16 protein-coding genes are annotated in these 18,878 nt (G+C 71.6%); 6 read left to right on the forward strand and 10 right to left on the reverse strand.

The genetic code is table 11. From position 1 onward, the window contains the following. The first annotated feature begins 74 nt into the window (after positions 1-74). Positions 75-407: a carboxymuconolactone decarboxylase family protein gene (locus AC07B0_RS11710; RefSeq protein ID WP_467295169.1), complete on the forward strand. Its 333-nt coding sequence runs from the start codon at positions 75-77 to the stop codon at positions 405-407. 84 nt (positions 408-491) lie between these two features. Here the strand turns inward: AC07B0_RS11710 and AC07B0_RS11715 are convergent, their stop codons facing one another. After that, positions 492-830 (reverse strand): hypothetical protein, encoded by a 339-nt coding sequence (locus AC07B0_RS11715; RefSeq protein ID WP_478865159.1) that lies wholly within the window; start codon positions 828-830, stop codon positions 492-494. Between the two features lie 171 nt (positions 831-1,001). Beyond that, positions 1,002-1,517 carry a hypothetical protein gene (locus AC07B0_RS11720; RefSeq protein ID WP_478897769.1) on the reverse strand — a complete coding sequence of 172 codons (516 nt, stop codon included), beginning with the start codon at positions 1,515-1,517 and terminating at the stop codon, positions 1,002-1,004. A 369-nt stretch (positions 1,518-1,886) separates the two neighbouring features. Here AC07B0_RS11720 and AC07B0_RS11725 point away from each other — a divergent pair, with 369 nt between their 5' ends. After that, the gene (locus AC07B0_RS11725; protein ID WP_469378646.1) at positions 1,887-2,288 is read left to right on the forward strand and encodes an STAS domain-containing protein; all 402 of its coding nucleotides are present in this window, start codon (positions 1,887-1,889) and stop codon (positions 2,286-2,288) included. Between the two features lie 374 nt (positions 2,289-2,662). Beyond that, positions 2,663-3,307: a LysE family translocator gene (locus tag AC07B0_RS11730; RefSeq protein WP_356873690.1), complete on the forward strand. Its 645-nt coding sequence runs from the start codon at positions 2,663-2,665 to the stop codon at positions 3,305-3,307. Positions 3,308-3,387: 80 nt separating this feature from the next. On the opposite strand, the gene AC07B0_RS11735 is transcribed toward AC07B0_RS11730, so the two are convergent. Then, positions 3,388-4,773: a hypothetical protein gene (locus tag AC07B0_RS11735; protein ID WP_478865161.1), complete on the reverse strand. Its 1,386-nt coding sequence runs from the start codon at positions 4,771-4,773 to the stop codon at positions 3,388-3,390. 104 nt (positions 4,774-4,877) lie between these two features. Here AC07B0_RS11735 and AC07B0_RS11740 point away from each other — a divergent pair, with 104 nt between their 5' ends. Together AC07B0_RS11740 and AC07B0_RS11745 are read left to right on the forward strand one after the other, a co-directional pair. Next, positions 4,878-5,621, forward strand: a complete 744-nt coding sequence (locus tag AC07B0_RS11740) for a DUF4913 domain-containing protein (RefSeq protein ID WP_478897771.1) — start codon at positions 4,878-4,880, stop codon at positions 5,619-5,621. Between the two features lie 76 nt (positions 5,622-5,697). After that, on the forward strand, positions 5,698-6,891 hold the full coding sequence (locus AC07B0_RS11745; RefSeq protein WP_478897773.1) for a hypothetical protein: 1,194 nt from the start codon (positions 5,698-5,700) through the stop codon (positions 6,889-6,891). Between the two features lie 25 nt (positions 6,892-6,916). On the opposite strand, the gene AC07B0_RS11750 is transcribed toward AC07B0_RS11745, so the two are convergent. Next, positions 6,917-7,945 (reverse strand): hypothetical protein, encoded by a 1,029-nt coding sequence (locus tag AC07B0_RS11750; RefSeq protein WP_478897774.1) that lies wholly within the window; start codon positions 7,943-7,945, stop codon positions 6,917-6,919. Positions 7,946-8,111: 166 nt separating this feature from the next. Between AC07B0_RS11750 and AC07B0_RS11755 the strand changes: the two genes are divergently transcribed. Beyond that, positions 8,112-9,146: a hypothetical protein gene (locus AC07B0_RS11755; protein WP_478897775.1), complete on the forward strand. Its 1,035-nt coding sequence runs from the start codon at positions 8,112-8,114 to the stop codon at positions 9,144-9,146. A 55-nt stretch (positions 9,147-9,201) separates the two neighbouring features. Here the strand turns inward: AC07B0_RS11755 and AC07B0_RS11760 are convergent, their stop codons facing one another. The 6 genes from AC07B0_RS11760 to AC07B0_RS11785 form a co-directional block, all read right to left on the reverse strand. After that, positions 9,202-9,861 carry a DUF5825 family protein gene (locus AC07B0_RS11760; RefSeq protein ID WP_356873678.1) on the reverse strand — a complete coding sequence of 220 codons (660 nt, stop codon included), beginning with the start codon at positions 9,859-9,861 and terminating at the stop codon, positions 9,202-9,204. Positions 9,862-9,896: 35 nt separating this feature from the next. Next, the gene (locus AC07B0_RS11765; RefSeq protein ID WP_478897777.1) at positions 9,897-11,798 is read right to left on the reverse strand and encodes a RiPP maturation radical SAM C-methyltransferase; all 1,902 of its coding nucleotides are present in this window, start codon (positions 11,796-11,798) and stop codon (positions 9,897-9,899) included. A gap of 209 nt (positions 11,799-12,007) precedes the next feature. Beyond that, the gene (locus AC07B0_RS11770) at positions 12,008-13,909 is read right to left on the reverse strand and encodes an alpha/beta hydrolase family protein (RefSeq protein ID WP_478897779.1); all 1,902 of its coding nucleotides are present in this window, start codon (positions 13,907-13,909) and stop codon (positions 12,008-12,010) included. Next, positions 13,906-15,156: an MFS transporter gene (locus AC07B0_RS11775; protein ID WP_478897781.1), complete on the reverse strand. Its 1,251-nt coding sequence runs from the start codon at positions 15,154-15,156 to the stop codon at positions 13,906-13,908. Before AC07B0_RS11775 ends, AC07B0_RS11770 begins: the two co-directional genes overlap by 4 nt. A 368-nt stretch (positions 15,157-15,524) precedes the next feature. Further along, the gene (locus tag AC07B0_RS11780) at positions 15,525-16,679 is read right to left on the reverse strand and encodes an oxygenase MpaB family protein (protein ID WP_356873670.1); all 1,155 of its coding nucleotides are present in this window, start codon (positions 16,677-16,679) and stop codon (positions 15,525-15,527) included. 267 nt (positions 16,680-16,946) lie between these two features. Further along, complete coding sequence (locus tag AC07B0_RS11785; protein ID WP_478897782.1) at positions 16,947-18,845, reverse strand: GMC family oxidoreductase; 1,899 nt, start codon at positions 18,843-18,845, stop codon at positions 16,947-16,949. Between the last annotated feature and the right edge of the window lie 33 nt (positions 18,846-18,878).

The following is an 18,878-nucleotide window of genomic DNA, read 5'->3' on the forward strand; positions in this document are numbered from 1 at the left end:
GCCCGATGCTCCCGCCGTGAACCCACTCGGCCCTGCGCCGGAGCACACGGGAAAGCACACGGGAAGGCAATGGCATGGCCACCGCATCAGAAACCCCAGTCCTGGACACCCTCGCCGCCATGACCGTCGACTCGATCGAACGGTGCGGGCTGGCCCCGGACATGCTCATGCTCACGCGGATCGCGGCCCTCGCCGCGTCGGACGCTCCGCCGATCTCGTACCTGGCGCACATCGACCCCGCCATCAGGACGGGCGTGACCGTCGAGCAGCTCCAGGACGTCCTGGTCGCCATCGCCCCCATCGTGGGCACCGCCCGTGTCATGACGGCGGCGGGCAACCTCACCTCGGCCCTCGGGATAGCCATCGCTGTCGCCGACGCCGAGACCGAGGCTGAGGCCCGGCACTGAGAGCGGTCACCACCCGGCCTCGGCGCCCGGCGCGGCCGGCGACGAGCGCGCTGCCGAGGGTCGCCGGGGGTCAGGGTGCGGCGTTCACGACTGGTCCCAGGCATCGACGGTCAGCATCTGGTCGTCGCGGCAGGCCGCCATCCGCTCGGGGTGCATCCAGGAGGAGTGGATGGTGCTGCCGCCCGCCGGGGGCCCGTCGGCGAGCAGGGGCAGCACGTCTGCGGCACGGATGACGTAGCGGCAGGGGTAGCCGCCGCCCAGCAGTTCCTCGGCCTTGCCCGACCGCTGTAGCTCTGAGACCCAGTTGAGTCCGCCGATGCCGACGGACCACGAGGCGAGGATGGAATCCTCGCGGCTGTGTGTGACGTTCTGGTCCCTCTCCTGCGGAGTCTGGGTCGAAACGGTGATGTTCCATCCGAGCATGCGCCAAGCCCCTGCCTTTCCGGTGCTGTTCGTCGCATCTTGGCACCTTCTCCGCGCTGTGGGAGGCGGATTTCCGCCCGGCCTTCACCGGGAGTGGGCGGCCGGAGGCCCTCCAGCAGATCGCGAAGGATCTGCTGGAGGGCCTCCGGCCGTGCGGTTGAGGGTGGAGGACTAGTCGTCGGGGAACGGAAGGGGGAACGGGTCGGGGATCACGCCGATCAGCACGACCGAGCCGTTGATCTGAGCGACTTCACCGATCGCGTCCCCTTCGGCGTAAATGAACGCGAGCAGCGGAACGAACATCGCCTCGAGTTCCGGGAAATCCTCTACGGCGTCGCCCAGAACCTTTTCCAGAGCCGAGGCCGCACTCGTCACCATGGCGACCGCGTAGGGATTCAGATGAATCTTGTACCCGAGGTCCAGGAATCCGTAGAGCTCGCACCAGATGCTCGGGCCGCTGTCGTCGCGGGACTGCGGAGCGGAGGCGCGCAGCTTCGCCAGGATCTCTTCGTCCGCGACCACGGCGGGCCGCGCCCTCGCCTCCAAGGCCTGCCGCGCTGACGCCTCCAGATCGAGCCCCGAGCCGAGGCTGCCGCTCTCCTCCCGCTTACGGGCGAAGACTTCCTGGATCTTCTGGACTCTCGCCTGAACCTGTTCCTTGTCGACTTCTCCTAGGCCTTCGGACACGATTATCCGCCCTCCCGTATGGTCCGCCGATGGGCGAGGTCCATTCAGCCCGAAAGGCCCCTGGCTGTCCACAGCTCGATCCGGCCAATTTCGTCATGCCCGGAGCCGGTACGCCCGCCATCTGATTTCGGGTCGAAGAATCGTGACCGGCGTGACGGGAGATGCCAGAATCATTGTTGTGGAGCCTCTGAATTGCAGGCGATCTCCGCATGTTCGAGCGCGAGTTCGAGAATCGGGTGTCCCTGCCGCGGTCAAGCCGACAGCGGTCCGCCAGCGCGTCCCGTACCGGTCCTGCCGGGCAGCACGCCAAGATGATGGCCCCCGGCGGGCACCGGCTTCCGGGTGACGGGAGGCACCGCATTGAACACTGTGGACGTCCAACACCGCGACAGCACCCTCTGGGTCGGCGTCGACGGAAAACTCGACGCGGACACGGGCGCCGCACTCGGGCGCGTGGTGGACGAGGTGGTCACCGCCCATGAGCGGGTCCTCACGGTCGATCTGCACCACGTGGTCCTCATGGACCGTGAGGGGCTGCTGCACCTGCTGGACCTGCACCGGCGGGCGGAAGCCTGGGGGCTGCGGGTCCTGGTCGTGGGCTGGCAGCCCCAGCCCCAGCAGCTCATGGCCGACATCGCCGGAATCCGCGGCACCCGATCGGCGACGGGGGAACGGTACGCGCTCCCCGGGTTCCGCCGGCTCGTCGAAGAGCGTGTGCACCAGGCCCGGGCCCTCACCGACTCCGACGCCGGCTGGCCGCCCCGTCCCTGAACGGCACAGTGGTGTTCTGCGAGGAGACGCGCGAGCTGTTGCACCCGTACCGGTCCGTGGACATCCGCGGAACGTCGAACGGGTCGAGGACCGTGAGGAGTCGCTGCCGCGCAAGCCCTCTCAGAAGTACCTCGGCGAGGACCCGCCGGCCGAGCCGAGGGGGTTCCCTTCGGCGTCAAGGCCGTTCGACTGCCTTCAGGTTGAAGCAGTCGGCGGGCCGGGAGCGGGGCCGGGAGCTCATGAAGAGCCCGAGGGGCGGGGCCGTATGCTGCTGCGGGCGCGGCAGGCTCGGCTGATGCCTCGCACCCGCGCTTCGCCGCCGGGTGACCCCCCTTGCACATCAGGTACCCGACGAACGGCCTGGAGGCTGACCGATGATCGCTCTGACCGCAGTCGGAGGAGTGGCCCTCATCGAACTGGGCATGGCGCTGACTCCGGGCCCGAACATGATCCACCTCGCCTCCCGCGCCATCACGCAAGGACGCAGGGCCGGACTGGTGAGCCTCAGTGGGACCGCCGTGGGATTCGTGTGCTACCTGCTGGCGGCGGCCGCGGGCTTGTCCGCGTTGTTCGCCGCCGTGCCGCTGGCCTTCACGGTGGTCAAGCTCGCCGGGGCCGCCTACCTGGCCTACCTCGCCTGGGGCATGCTCAGGCCGGGCGGCCGCTCGCCCTTCGCACCGGCCCAAGACCTGCCTCCGGTCTCCGACGCCCGCCTGTTCTCGATGGGGCTGCTGACCAACCTGCTCAACCCGAAGATCGCTCTCATGTATGCCGCCCTGCTGCCCCAGTTCCTGGACCCGCAGGCAGGTCCGGCCTGGGCGCAGCTCCTCCAGCTCGGTGCCGTGCAGATCGTCGTGGGGATCTGCGTGAACGCCCTGATCATGCTCAGTGCCGCGCGCGTGTCGGGTTTCCTGGCCGCCCGGCCCCGCGCCATGACCGCCCAGCGGTTCACGGCGGGCGGACTGCTCGGCGTCTTCGCGCTCCGCACCGCCCTGACCCGCAGCGCCGTCTCCGCCTGAGGCGGGCCCGCGCCACCGAGGCCTCGCCCCTGCCCTGATCCGACGGCGCGGCCACGCCGCGCCGCGATCCGGCCCAGCGGTCAGACGGACGGCACCCAGCGTTCGGGCACCGTTTCGGTCTCGCGTACCGCGCCCTGCCGTCGGGCAGCCGCCAGCCGGGCGCCCTGTTGCGCGACCGGCGCCAGGTCGGTGGGGGTGCATCCCGATTCCGGCGGCACGGCACGTTGACCCATCAGTTCGACCCGGCGGGCCTGCTCTTCCGGGAACACGTCGGCGGGCAGGAACCACGAGGCGGCGCCGGTGACGTCCACCTGGCGCAGCAGGCCCTCGGCGGCGAAGTGCAGCCGGTAGCCGAGGTAGAGCAGGTCGGTGTCGAAGAGCAGGGTGCCGGTGACCTGTCCGTGGGCCTCCCGCGCCCAGCTCGCCAGCTTGCCCACGGCAAGCGGCAGTCGGCGGGCCCGGCCGATCGACGCCGCGTATCCGTCGGCCTCCACCCCGCCCTCGGTGAAGCGTCCCGTACCGGTGAGGGTGACGGGGCCGGGCTCGGCTCCGGTGCGGAACTCCAGGCGGCCGTCACCACCGCCGTCCGCGGTGTGGCGGCTCCACAGGCCGAAGTACCGTGCCGTGCTGAGCGCCGCCGTTTCGAAGGCTGCCGCGACCACGGTGACCCGGGCGGCCGGGTTGCCGTTGAGGAGGGCCTCGGCGGTTGCCAGGGCGTGGTCCCCGCCGCCGGCCACGATCCAGCGGTCGGCGGCCGTCGCCGCGATCCGCCCGTACACCAGGGCGTCACCGAAGCAGAGCGGTCCGGCGGCGTGCTCGGTGGCCCACAGGAAGGCGGCGAACGCTCGGATCGCCTCGATCGGCGCCCTTGACGCGGTCAGCAGCGCCGGGTCCATGCGGTCCAGCAACGCCAGCACGTCCGCCGGGCCGCCCCGCTGGTTGAGCAGGCCGACCAGTGCTCGCGCCGCCCCGCTCGCCACCGGACCCTGCCTGACCAGATCGGCCAGCAGGACACCCGCGGCCCAGTCGAAGGAGTGCAGCGCGGGGCCGGTGCCGGGCACGAGCTGTGCGGGCAGGCCCGGGGCGAGCGTCGGTATGCCCTCGACGTCGACGATGACCCGGTCGGCGGCCCCCGCGGGGTGGACGGCCGCGACCAGACGGCGTTCCTGGTCCACGGCCAGCTCGGCCGTGCCGTTGACCACCGGGCCGGAAGCCGCCAGCTGGTCCAGCCACATGCGGACCGCCATCGTCGGCACCCGCTCAGTGGGCGCGGCGTACGCGTAGGGGTCGAACCCGTAGGCGCTCAGGTGGCGCAGCTGATCGGGGGTGTGGCCGAGGTCGGGGAGAACGCCCCGGTGGAACACGCTGCCGCAGTCGTCGACCAGCACCGCCCCCGCCGGGCGGGCCAGGACGGCCGGCCCGCCTCCGATCATGATCTGCACAGCCTGATGGTTGCCGTCGCTCATGGCCGCTCCCCCGCGTCAGTGATCTTCTGCACCAGGGTAGTCCGACGCACTGATGACCGCACCCTTTTATCGTCACTGAGACGATAATAAGTTATTCTCGGCTCATGAACGAAGCACCCGACGAGAACACCGGCTCCACGGACAGCTCAGCGGCCGAACACGCGCAGCGGGTGGCCGCCAAGGTCACCGCGGAGGCCGCCGGCGAGGAGTGGAAGCGGGATCACCACATGACTCTGACCTACTTCTTGGCCGGCGCGCGGTCGGCGTACGAGGAAGAACACCACGCCCGCCGGCTGGACGACTGGAGAAAGCGGCTAGTCGACTGCCTGGAGGCGGACGCCTACGCCGAGGTCGCCGAACTGCAGGAGCAGTTGCAGGGCTGGATCCTGACGGAGCTCCGGAAGCGCGACACGGCCCTGGACGCGCTGCTGAGGGCGTACGCCCCGGCCAAGCCGCCGCGCGAGCCGCGTTCGGTCTTCCCCATGCCGGCCTCGGAAGTCCACGACGGCAAGGCCGAGTTCTACTTCGCCGACGTCTTCGACTTCGTCACCGGCTACCTGGCCCACACCATCCGCCGCCCGTTGGACGGTACGACCGCCACGTGGTGCCCGCGCTGGTGGGACCATTTCGAGGCGGGGGCCCGGCTGTCCGCACTCTGGCTGGCCTGGGAGCACCTGCGCCACGACCCGGCCCTCGGCATGACGACCTGGTGGATCCAGCACGCCGATCCGCACTTGCGCGTCCTGATGGACCCCCAGCAGGGGCCGTTCGCCGCCTGCTCGCCCGAGGGTCACACCCGGACACCGTTCGCACAGCTCCCGGTGGACCCGTACGACCCGTCCCAGTGACCCGACCCGGAGGAACCGGCCTGGACGGCGCCCCCGGCGGGGACTTCGGAGCCGTCCTCGTGGGCATCCTCGGACCATGGCCCTGAAAATATCGTGGCTGAACCACGCGATAGCCGATGCCGGTCTCATCACCGTCTACTGGTTCCCCGAGGGGGCCGACGAGACCGGGGACGGCGTCCCGGGCGGGCTGGTCTCCTCGCGCTTTTCGCGCACCCGGGTGGTGGCGGCCGGCACACCGCAGGAGGTGACCGCCTGGAATGCCGCCGCCCTCACCTACCTGCGCGAACTCACCGAAGCCGTCGTCGAACTGGAGCGGGTCGAGGAGCGGGTCCGGCGCTGGCGCAGGCGGCTGGTGGGCCGGCGCTGGGCCGAGGCGACGTACAGGAAGGCCAAGGCGGCCTTCCTGGAACGGGTGGAGCCCGCGGCGGCCGCCTACCGGCCGGTGCGGGAGGCCGTGGAGCGGCGGATCGCCGACCAGGAGGCCCAGCGCGCCGAGGCGGGCCGACGGGCCTTCCGGGAACAGGAGCGGCGGCGTGCGGAGGCCCGGGCCCGGTTCGAGGAGTGGGAGTGGCGCCAGGCCGCCGCGGACCGGCCGCTGCCCGGCGGGAGCACGCCGCGCGAGCTGGCTGCGCGGGGCGAGACACCGGAGTCCTGGCCCGCCGACCTGCGGGAGACCGTCGGTGACGTCGACGCCTGGTGGCAGCGTGTCCACGCCTCGGTCCGCAACGAGCGGGCACGCGAGGAGGCCGTGCGCAAGGTGACCGGGGTGATCACCGCGACCGCGGCGGCCCTGGAAGCGGCCGGCCGGCCCGGCATCATCACCGTGAAGGACAAGCCGTACGAGGTGCGCCACGGCTGGTGGGTGCACTTCACCTGGTCCGGCCTGCCGGACGCCACCTGGCTGAGGACACCGCCGGACATGCCGACGGGACACCTGTACGCAGGGCGGTGGCGCGACGGCTCGTACCACCCCGACCGGATCCTCCTCGTACGGAAGCCCTCCGGTGCCTACGCTCTGGCGGTCGTGACCAGCGAGAGCATCGCGAACGGACTCGCCACCCGGTACACGTGGTGGGAGCGGGAGATCGAACAGTTCGCGCAGGCGCTGGTCCCCGACGGACTCGTCCACTACACGGCCCACACCTTCGAGCCCGCGGTGCGCCTGCGCCTCACCGATCACGCCGACCCGGCCGTCTTCGTGCCGTACGCCGACGCGGTCGCACGCCGCGCGACCGCGGCCTTCCGGGCGGTGGCGGCCGGTCAGTCCTGACCTGCTCCGAGGCGACCCGTACCGCTCAGTCCTCCCAGTCCTCGTCGTCGCCGCCGCGCATCGTGCGCCATCCCTTGAGGTCTTCCAGCGCCTTCCGCGCCAACTGGGCGTACTGCACCGGGCACTCCCACAGCTCGCGGGCCGAGAGCTCGGCGGGCACGGGGGTGTCGGGGTGGTCCTGCGGCGCGTACAGGTGGACCACGGCGCTGAACCGGGACTGCACGGTGGAGTCGGCGGTGGACCAGGGGTGCTGGGGGTGCTCGCAGGAGGCGTCCAGGTCGACGGTGGCGAGCGCGGCGGCCAGGTCGCGCGCGTACGAGGGCGGCAGACCCTCGTACGTCTGGGCGATGCCCATCCACAGGCACAGGAACAGGCCGATCCGCTCCTCGTCCCGCACCCGCCCGGTGAGCCAGCGGCGGGCGGACCACAGGGCGACCGGGCCGGTGTTGTTCTCCCAGCTCCGGCTGATCGCCTCCTGCACGGCGACGAGGTCGAGGCTGCCGTCTTCCCGGACGAACCGTGCGTCCAGATGGGAGACGTCAATGCCGCCGAAGAGCTCCCGGTGCGCCTCGTGCAGGCAGCCCAGGGCCTCATCGGCGAGGTCCGCGAGGAACCCCTGGCAGTCGAACACCGCCAACTCCTCCGCGTCGAGACCGTACTCCTCGGCGAAGGCGGCCCGCCCCTCCTCGGTCAGCATGCTCACCCCCGCCTCGACCTGGTACTCCGAGTCCAGATCCGCGGGGTGGGCATCGGGCGGACAGGCGCAGGAGGCCCGGTCCAGCTGCGCACGGAGCCCGTCCAGGGCCTCTGTGTACGACGCGAACAGGGACTTGCTGAAGACCCGTGCGCCGACGTACCAGCAGGTGGCATGCAGGAGGATCGTGTACCCGGTCCGCTCCCGGCGGCCCTCCGGGGTGTCGCGGCCGAGCGCCTCCGCCGCGTCGCCGGCGAGGACGGCGAGGGTCGATTCGGGATCCACGTAGGGGTAGTCGCAGACGATCCCGGACAGGTCCGAGATCAGTTCGCGGTGGTCAGCGGTCAGTATGGGCGTCACTTCAGTCACATCCGTAACCGACGATCGCGCAGGCCGGACGGTTCCCCCGGCGCGCGCGGTGCCCCGGGGCGCCGTCCGCGCACCGAAGCAGCGGGACAGGGCGGCCGGGTGCCGAACCCGTCGGCGGGGGCGGCCCGTTGTCAGTGGGCCCTTTTACAGTGGCGCCATGGAGATCACCAAGCGGACCCTTGCGGAGGCCTGGCAGCGGACGGCCGCGCGGCACACCCTGCTCGACGAGGTCGGGCTGCCGCCCGTGACGCTTTCGCACGACGAGCTCGAGGAGTGGGCCGAGCGCGCCGAGGGGACGGCGGACGACGGCCTGTGGCTGCTGCTGGACGAGGACGGCACGGTGCACGGCCGTCACGGCCCCTACCGGGAGGTCTTCGCCACCCGCGACCTCGAACAGGCGCTGTACCTGATCGCCGAGGCCGCGATACGCGGGCGCGGCGGCAGCCTCGAGGAGGTGGCCGGCACGCTGGACCTGATCGATCCGGCGTGGGGCAGGCGCTTCCGCAGTGGTGGCCTGGACGACACGGGGACGGTCGAGGCCTGTGGGCGCGACCCGCTGGAGGGGCTCGCCTGGATGGCCGGGTCCTGGCGCGAGCAGGACCCGTACACGACGCTCGCCTTCTTCCGCGCGGCGCCCGGGCAGGTCATCGACCCCGAGCGGCTGGCCCTGCTGTACGGGGCCGATCCCGCGCAGGTCGCGGCCGGTACGCGCCTGAAGGACCTGAAGGCCGTGGACGGCGGCCGGGTCCACTGGGACCGCGCGTGGGAGAGCTGCTGCTTCGGGCAGGCGGGCGGGTGGACGTTCCTGCTGCACCACGACACGCCGCCGGGATCCTTCGCCGACAAGGAGGCGTACGCGGCCCTCGGGATCAAGGAGAGCGTGTGGCTGAGCGCCACCTCCGCGAAGGCGATCTACACCTTCGACTACGTGCGGGACGGCCGCCGCGTCAGCGACGACGACCATGGCATGCTGGAGCTGATCTGGTACGAGCGCGGCCGCGCCCCCTACCTCCGCGGTGGTGAACTGGACTTCCTCAACCGGGCCTTGCGCCGGGCCGAGCTGGACCACCCCGAACTGTCCAGCACGTTCGAGCTGTACTTCCACGCCTTGGAGGAGTCCCTCGGCCTGCGTCTGCCGCGCCGGGACTTCGCGGAGGGGGAGGTGCGGGCCGCCTACTGGGCGGGGGCGTAGCCCGGAGCGCGGCGAGAGGACGCCCGGGCGGCCCGACCGCTGGGCCGGCGCTCCGTCAGATCACCAGCGGGGCCTCCGACCAGCGGCGGACCCGGTACGGGCTCCACCACAGGTGGTCGCCGAGACGGAGGACCAGGGTCTCGCCCATGAGGTCGTCCAGGATCGGCCGTGGGATCGCGTCGGCGCGGGCGCCGTCGGTGAGGGCCTCGATGGCCTCGTGGTAGTCCGGTTCGTCGATGGTGAAGCGGCGCAGTTCGCCGTAGCGCCGGTCGCGGACCTGGATGAAGCCGGGGCCGTACCGGTAGACGCATTTGCAGATGTAGTACGCGTTGCGCCACGTGAGTGCCGTCGCGGCCGGGTCGGCGGTGCCGAGGACGGCGGTCGGCGGGTGGAGATGGCCGTAGTGGCGCCAGGCGTCGGGGTCCGGGCCGGTGTGGATCTGCCAGTCGACCGAGATGGCCAGGCTGGACAGGTCGCCCACGAAGCTGAGCGCCCGGACCGACCAGGCCGCGTCGGCGGTGTCCGTCACGTCGACCGGGCGGGGAAGCGTGACGTGCCGGGCCCCGGCGGCGAAGAGCCGTCGGGCGGCCTCGCCGCCGGGGAGGTCGATCTCGTAGCGGCCCAGGGACATGCTGGGCAGCGCGCCCACCTCGGGGTCGTAGTCACGCGAGGCGGTCACGGTGAAGGGTGGGGTGCCGGTGAGTGCTGGAGTCATCGTCGTCTCTCCGTCGGGCAGTCGTCTGGCAGGCGTCAGGCGGTCGTCGCGGCGAGTTCGCCGTCGCGGGCGGAGGTGTGCCGCATGAAGTCGATCCGCAGGAACTCCTCGTTGAGCGCGGGCGGCGCGATCTGCACGAACTGCCCGCTGTCCTCGAAGACCACCCCGAGCGCACGCCAGCGCGTCAGTACCTGCCGCAGGGCCTCCTCCCCCATGTGGTGGTCCTCGTGCAGCTTGCGGGCGGCCGCCTTCACCGTGTGCGGCTGGTCGAGCAGCCGGAACAGGGCCAGCTCGAACGGGTCGGTGAGTTCCAGGTGCGTCCAGTCGAAGGCCCGGCGCTTGCTGACCAGCACGATCCGGTCCTCCAGATCGCAGTGGGTGAGACGACTGCCCGCGTAGTTGCGCTTCCAGTGCGAGATGCCTTCGTCGAGACGGTCGACGACGTCCTCGCCGATCCCTCGCGGCGGCACGTCGAAGACGTACGCCAGGTCGAACATCTCGGCGTCGGGAAGGTCGTAGGTGAGCCGGTACGGTTCGGCCGCGCGCAGTTCGGAGAAGCCGAGCCCGGGGTTGTTGAAGTAGGGGCTGAAGCGCTCGATCGCGATCCGCGAGGACGGGCCCACGGGCGGGTTGAGGTGTTCCAGCGCGGGCAGTTGGGCCACCACGTCGTCGTAGTCCTCGACGTCCTCGCCGGGGAAGCCGTGCAGGTAGTTCCAGGCGACCGAGAGGCCGACGGTGGCGGCGTCGCGGAGCATCCGGACGTTCTGGCCGCCGGTCACGCCCTTGTCCATGAGCGTCAGCACCCGGCTGTTGAGGCTCTCGATGCCCGGCTGGACGAATATCAGGCCCGCGTCGGCGAGGGTCTGGAGCTGCCCCCGCCGCATGTTGGACTTGATCTCGATGTGCATGCGCAGGTCGAACCCGCTGTCGATGATGCGCGGCAGCACCGTGTTCACGTACCCCATGTCCAGGATGTTGTCGACGACGTACATGTCCAGGACCCGGTGCTTGCGGGCCAGTTCGATGATCTCGTCGTAGAACACGTCCGGGCTCTTGCTGCGGAACTGCATGAACGAGCCGTTCAGCCCGCAGAAGGTGCAGTGGTGCTTCTCGCCCCACCAGCAGCCCCGCGCGCCCTCGACGACCAGCTTGGGCTCGACCCAGTGCCGCGCGTGGGAGGAGGCGAGGCGCTCGAAGTACCCGGCGTAGTCCGGCGGGAGGATCGAGGCGGGCGGCAGCGGTTTGGTGCTCATGGCATTGACCACGGGGGCGCCGTCCGCGTCGCGCCAGCACAGTCCGGGTACCTCCGACAACGGCTCGCCGGCGTCCAACGCCCGCAGCAGCGCGGGGAAGGACACCTCGCCCTCGCCGCGCAGGACGTAGTCGACGAAGGGGAAGTTGCGGTGGACGGTCTCGCCCTGCTTGCCGTCGCAGTTGGCGCCGCCCATGGCCGTGATGATGTGCGGGGCGAGGCGCTTGACGTACTTGGCGGCCGCCAGGGCGGCCGTGTTCTGCTGGAACGTCGAGGTGAAACCGACCACGTCCGGGGCGAGTTCGACGATGCGCTCGGCGATGTACCGGACGAAATCGGGCGCGGTCACGTGCAGTTCCTTCGTCATCTCCATCCGGGTTCCGCGGACCCGGCTGCTCATCGCTTCGGTGAACTCGGATACGCGCCACTGGGGGTCGTCGTAAAGGGCGGAGGAGAAGACCCAGTCGCCACAGCCGAGGAAATAGGAGCCGAGCGCGTAGTAAGAGTAGTCCTCCAGGGTGAATTCCGTGTTCTTGGTGATCCAGTCCACGTATTCGATATTGGCGTGGAGCACGTCCGCCGTTCCGTTCGGGACGCGCTCGTCGACGCTGCGCTTGAGAATTCCGAGAGCCAGCGACGGGAGATCGATCGGGGCCCAGGGCATGTTCACCAGGAGTACGCGCATGGCTGGCCTCTTCTCATGTGGTCCGGTGTGGTCCGGTGTGACAGGGGCCGGCCGCGCACGGGGTGCGGGGCCGGCCCCTTCGTGCTACTTCTCCTCGTCCTCCATCTCTTCCGCGGAGCGGAGGTAGACGACGACTCCGACGCCCGGCTTGCGGCTCTCCTCGTCGCCCTCGAGCGGGTCGCCGTGGATGATGTCCTTCTGCATGCTGTTCACCTCCTCCCCGGGTGCGGGGACGGCTCGGCCGGCGCGGGTGCCGAAGGCAGCCCGCGGCCGAGAAATCTGAGGGACCGCCGAATCACGGCCAGGTGGTCGGCGCCGTCGTAGCCGTCGTGGCCGGAGTCCAGCCACATCAGCTCGTGGGCGACCCCGCCCGCGCGCAGCACGGCCAGGTACGCCTCGATCTGCTCCGGCGGGCACTTGGCGTCCCGCCGCGCGGCGACGACGAGCAGCGGGGAGCGGATCTCGGCCGCGTACGAGGACGGGGAGGCGCGGGCGTAGGCCTCGGGCACCTGGTCGGGGGTGCCGCCGAACAGCGCGGTGTCCAGCGCCTGGAGGGCGGGCGTGGAGTGCCGGAAGGCCGTGACGCAGTCGGCGAGCGGTTTGACGGCCACCCCCACGTTCCACAGGTCCGGGCGGGTTCCCATGGCCAGCAGGGTCAGGTAGCCGCCCCACGACGTGCCGCACAGGCCCACGGCCCCCTCGCGACCGATGCCCCGCTCCAGCAGTTCGGCCCGGGCCCTCACCAGGTCGGCGACCTGGGTGTGGCCGACGCCCTCGGAGTAGGCGGAGCGCCAGCGCGGACCGTACCCGGTGGAGCCCCGGTAGTTGACGCGGGCCACGGCGTAACCGGACCCGACGAGGGCCTGCACCATCGGGTCGTAGGCGTCGCGGTCGTGGTCGGCCGGACCGCCGTGGACGAGGAAGACCAGCGGGTGCGGCGCGGGACGGTCGGCGGGTGTGGTGACGAAGGTGTGCACCGGGCCGTCGGGGCCGGGCGTCCACAGGTCCTGGCGGTGGCCGAACCGAGGGAGGCGCCACTGGCTCTGCCCGGGCAGCGGCGCACCCGACAGGGACAGCGCGCGCGGCACGTTCACGGCGTCGGTCCAGAGGTAGTGCACGTCGCCGTCGGCCGCCGGCGCCGCGTCGAGGATGCTGCCCTGCGGGGTGGGCACCGGCGTCAGTTCGCCGCGGTCCAGGTCGGCGGTGAACAGCCGACTGCGGCCGTGCCGGTCCTGCCGGAGCAGGACGCGCGCGGCGCCCGGGCCGGGGTACCAGCGGGCGGTCGTCTCGGTGTCGAACGAGCACCAGGGCAGCAGCTCCAGTCCGCTACCGGGGGCCCAGGTGCCGAGGTGGTAGCGGCCGGCGCGCTCGCGCATGACCAGCAGCAGGGTGCGGCCGGGCGTCGGTCCGGGCCCGGAGGACGGTGCGGGGCCGGGTAACGGTACGGGGCCGGGCAGCCGCGTCGGGCCGGGTAACGGCACCGGACCCGGTAACGGCGCGGGCATGGGCGCGAAGCCGAGCGCCCAGGTGCGTTCCCTGGTGCCGGAGAGCACCGCGACGGTGGTCCCGTCCGGGGTCAGCAGCGTCACGGCGTGGGCGGAGTGGGCCGGTCCGGACACCGCCAGCAGCCCGCCGTCCGGCGCGAGGTCGCACAGCGTGCCGGAGTCGGTCGTGTGCAGGACGCAGGTGCCGGTGCCGCCGCGCCGCCCCGTGTGGATGCTGAGCCCCTCGGGGCTCCGGATGCCGACGGCCACAGCGCCCCCGGCCGTCAGCGCCAGCCCGGCGGGCCGCCCGTACGGCACTCCGGCCAGCGCCGTACGGTCCGGGCCGCCGTCGAAGGGCTGGGTGCGCCAGCCTCCGCTGCCGCCGCGGTCCTCGTCGAACCACCACACGGCCTCGTCCTCGTCGATGGCGCACAGGAGCGTGCCCTGGGGACGGTCCGTGAGCTGCCGGCCGACGCCGCTGGACCGGTCCCACGCGAAGATCTCGCACCGGCCGTCGGCGTCGCCGGTGTACACCATGCGGTCGGGCGTCCGGGGGCTGGTCACCGGCAGCACCGGCCGGTAGACGCCGTAGGTGCGCGTGGCGGACTTCTGCGCGGCGGGTGTCACGACGCCTCCCGGGCCACGAGTCCCGCCCTGCCGGTCGCGTACAGCGCCAGCCCGGCGAACGCGCCCGCGCAGCCCAGCGCGACCGTACGGCCCCCGTACGCCGCCACCAGGACCCCCGCCGCCACTGGCGCCAGCACCGCGACGCCCTGGCCGGCGGTGCCCAGCACCGTCCCCATCCTGGCCAGCAGCCGGTCGGGGGTGACCAGCACGGCCCGGGTCTGCAGCACGACCACCACGGACGGCACGATCAGCGACACCCCGCTCAGCAGGAGCCCGTAGGCCCAGGTCCGGGACGCGAAGGCGAGCCCGGCCGCCGTCGGCACCATGGCCCACGACGCGCCCGTCACGATCCGCGGGGCCGCGACCCGCCGTACCAGCCACGGAGCGGCGAGTGCGCCGAGCAGCCCGCCGACGCCCGCGAGGGTGAGGATGAGCCCGATCGAGGAGGGGCTGGCGCCCTGGGCGTGGGAGGCGAACACCGCGTGGAAGTACAGGGCGCCGAGCAGCGCGTTGATCCCGGCGGTCCACACCACGACGAAGCGCAGGAAGGGTTGCGCGCACACGAAGCGCAGCCCTTCGGCGAGGTCACGGGTGAACGAACCGGCGGGGCCCTCCCGCCCGGGCGTCAGGTCCGCGCGGATCGCCTTGCTCAGCACGGCCACGAGCAGGAACGACACCGCGTCCGCGAGCAGCGGAACCCAGCGGGCCAACTGGTAGAGCACGCCGCCCAGCGTCGGCCCGACGATCTGCACGGCCTGGTCCCGTGCCTGGAGGTAGCCGATCGCCCGGGCGTACCCCTCGGGCGGCACCAGCCGCCGGATCGTCCCGGAGGCGGCGGCCCCGTAGGTGGCGCTGGCCGCCTGCTCGACCACGGCCGCGACGAGGACGTGGACGAGGACGACATGGCCGAGGGCCACGGTCACGAACACCGATCCCATGGCGCCGGCCGCGACCAGGGCCGCCGTGTACATCATGGGTTTGCGCGGCCACCGGTCGGCGAACACGCCCGCGACCGGTGCGACCACCAGGCCGCTGATCAGAGCCACCGTCGCGACGAGTCCGGCGAGCCCGGCCGAATATCCGGCGCCCAGCAGGATCAGCGGAAGAAAGAGGGAGGACGCGCAGGTGCCGAGACCGTCGACGGCGCCCGCGGTCCAGAAGAGCGCGAAATCCCTTATGCGGAAGGGAGATGCGGGCGCTTCTTCGGGTAACTCAGGGCCGGAAGGTCGTAATTCGACCTCGTCCATCAATGGTCCCGCCCGGCGGGGATTGCTGACGCGAACGCACCCACAATGCCCCCTGCAATAGGTGGACTTACGGCCGTTGAGGGTTGCGATCGTATCGAACGGAGACACCCGTCACAACACCTTGTTCGAATGGAATTCTTGATCAAGGAAAGGGGATTTCCGGGGTGCCGGGCAACTGATCTACGCGGGTGGCGAATCGGGCGGTGGCCGTGTGGAAGCGACAGGGCCGGCGGCGCGGGATACGGCTGCGGCCGCCCTCCGGTCTCCCGGGAGTGCGTCCACCCGCGTCCCGGCCCTGTCATGCTCCTCGGCGTCGTTGTCGCGCGCTTTCGTGCGTGTCGCGGCGGGTCCCGGAGGCCCCGGGGCGGTCAGCGGTTGTCGTGGAGTTCCTGGTGCATCTGGGGCTGGTCGTCCTGGTCGTGGGTGAGGGCGAACTTCTGGATCCCGTTGAAGGCCTTGGAGGCGATGCCGACGATCTCCTTGTAGGGGTTGACGCCGGTGGCCTTCTTGGCTCCGCCGCCGAGGAGGCCGCCTCCGATTCCGCTGACCAGGTCATGGCCGGCCGTGATCGGCTTGGCGGCCGCGTCCAGGACGCTCTTGGGCAGGCCGGCCATGTCCGCGTACTTGTCGGTCAACGCGTGGCGGACCATCGCGATGAACGCGTCGTGGGCGCCCGGCGGGTAGAACTTCTTGTAGAAGTCGACGGCCTGCCTGGTCATGAAGACCCCGTCGTCGGTCTTCTTCCACTCCTCGTCGCGGACCTGGTTCCACAGGGTCTCGACCTGGCCGGGGTCCTTGGGCAGGAGCCACTTCTCGTGCGTGCCCAGGTAGTGGCTGACGTACTGCCAGGCGCACATGAAGCCCTTGGCGTCGTCCTTGGCCACGTCGATGCCCAGCCGCTCCATGGCCTGGATGATCTGGGTGGAGAAGACGCATGCGGCGCCGGTGGTGTACTTCTGCGAAACCGGCTCCCCCCACTTGGCGTAGTCCCACTCGCCGCTCTTCTTGTGGAGCTGGCGAACCGATGCGTGGACCAGGCGGACCTTGGTGACGTTCGCCGCGAGGGTGCCGTCGCGCATGGCGTTCCTGTCGCCCATGTCGAGGAAGAGGCGGGAGGACTGCGACAGGCGGCGGCCCGGGCCCTCGACGCCGCCGAGGCGGCCGGTGGAGCGGAGGGTGAAGGCGCCCGTCGGGGAGAGGTAGGTGCCGATGAGGCCGACCGTGCCCTGGAGCATGCTGACTTCGCCGTGGTGGTGGGCGAAGAAGCTCTCCGCGGCCTTGACGTCGGCTTCGGACCAGTCCGGCGGTGCGGCCGCGGCCTCCTTGAGGAACTCCGCCAGGCGTGGGGGAAGTTCGGAGAGGTCCTGGCCGGGCTTGAGGGTGCCGATGGTCCGGAACAGGGAGTTGACCCCGTCGATCTCCTTGTTGTCGATCAGGTCCGAGACCAACTGGTCGGCCTTCGGGTCTCCGACCTTGTTCGCGGCTTCCAGTTCGGAGGCGATGGTGGCTGGCGTCAGTCCCATGCCGGGACTCCTTACTCGGGGTTGGGTGAGGGTTCGCGGCCGTGGCGCACCGCGTCTGCCGGCGCGAGGGCGGCGGCCCGGCGACGAAGCCGGGCAGTGAGGATCGTTTCGGTCGGCGGTGCGGCGGGGGAACCCGCCCGGCCTGCGGGATCGTTTTCCCCTCACCCGAACGGCCCGGCTCCGTGCGCAAGCCTGACCTGCGGAAACGATCGGCCCGGCGCCCACCCGGAGAGGCCGGCCCACACCCGGAGAGGCCGGCGCCGCCGCTCAGACGGCGGCCGTCAGGATGTCCTGGCTGGCCTTCTCCGCCAGGAGCAGGACGGGAGCCATCAGGAAGAGGCCCGGGATGCGGGGGAAGGCGGAGGCGTCCACGACGCGGACGTTGGCCGTTCCGTGCACGCGCAGGCGGCTGTCGAGGACCGAACCGGTGCGGCCGGCCGGACCGATGGCCGCGGTGCAGGACGCGTGGTGTCCCCACGCCTCCCGCCGGATCCACGCGGCGAGCTGGGCGTCGGTCGCGACGCGCGGACCGGGAACGGACTCGCTCAGCGGATCGACGAGGCCGACCTTGCGGTTGATGCTGCGGATCGAACGGATCGCCTCGATCATCGCGGCGACGTCCTCGTCGCCGCCCCTGCCGTCGTCCATGGAACGGAAGTTGATCTCCGGTTGCGCCGTCGGGTCGGCCGAGGACAGGCGTACCGTCCCGGAGCGGTTGGCCGCGTAGCCCTTGAGTACCAGCCAGCTGAGGTGCCGCTTGTCCTTGACCGCCAGCGTGTCGAAGCCCGGTACGTATCCCGCGAAATTGCCGGGTGCGGCGAACACGAACAGCTCCGGGTGGGCCGAGCCGCGCGAGTACCGCCGTTTGATCCCGGTGGCCACCCCGTTGGAGGCGTACGGGGCCGCGGGCCGCCTGAGCGGGTCGCGCCACTCCGTGAGGCAGGGGTCGTCCTGGTCACGGAACTCGCACGCGGCGATGGCCGCGAGGTCGTGGCCGAGCCGGGACACCACGGAGACCTCGTACCGGTCCTGCAGGTTGCCGCCGACGCCGGGCAGGTCGAGCAGGGGCGTGATGCCACGCGCGGCGAGGTGGTCGCGGGGGCCGATGCCCGACAGCATCAGCAGTTGGGGTGTGTTGAAGGCGCCGCCCGCGACGACCACCTCCCGGGTGACCCGTACGGTGCGGCGCAGGGACGCCCGTTCGGCGTCAGCGACCGGACGGGCGTCCGCGAAGGCGCCGTAGAGGTGCCGGCCGAGCAGCAACTCCACCGCGGTGGCCCGCAGCGTTCCGCCGGCTTCCTCGAACACGATGCGTTCGGCTAGGGCGTCCGTGACCAGGTTGAGGCGGGCGGGGTGCCGGGACCGGACCGCGAGGAGGCGCTCCCGGATGGCGTGCCGGCGGCCCGCGAGGGCGGTCATCGGGGTCGTGAACACGCCTTGGGCACAGCGGTCGACGTTCGCCCTGGAGTTCACGTCGGGGTCGAGCGGAGAAGCCACCGGCCCTTGGGGCAGCGGCTCGGAGTTCACTCCGAGCACCAGGGCGTCGAGGAACGGGTCGCGCAGGGCCAGCAGCGGACTCGAACGTTCGACGGGCTGCCAGGAGAGCACCTTCTTCCAGTGCACGTCCCACATGGTCTGCGGATCCCAGCCCTGGTCCCCGGTCAGGTCCCGGATGTACGCCCAGTCCGAGTGCTCGGGGTACATGAGGATCATGGCGTTGTGGGCGGTGCAGCCACCGAGGGTCGCGGACCGTGGGTAGAGGATGCCCTTGCCGGGCACCCACTGGCTGCCGTGGGCCGCGTCGTCGGTGTAGTGACGGACCCACATGTCCCAGCTGATCTCCGGATCGCGGGCGGCCTTCAGGTGGAAGGACGGGACCTCGTAGTACGTCTGGTTGCCCTGGGCCGGGCCGGCCTCGAGCACCAGGACCGAGTGTCCGGCCTCGGCGAGGTTCGCGGCCACGCTGCCGCCTCCCGGACCCGATCCGATGACGAGGTACTCGACTTCGTCGGGCAGGTCCGCGGCGGGGCGGCCGCTGCGGGCCGCGGCCGCCGACGCGGCCGGCAGGCCGGCGCCGGCGGCCAGTACCGCGCCGGCGGCGCCGCCGAGGACCGCACGGCGTCCGGGGCCGAGGGGGGACGCGGGGTCACGGGGTGAGTTCGTCATGCCACACCCATAGCGATCGTTCACACAACGTGA

The organism is Streptomyces sp. NPDC044704 (assembly GCF_056433525.1).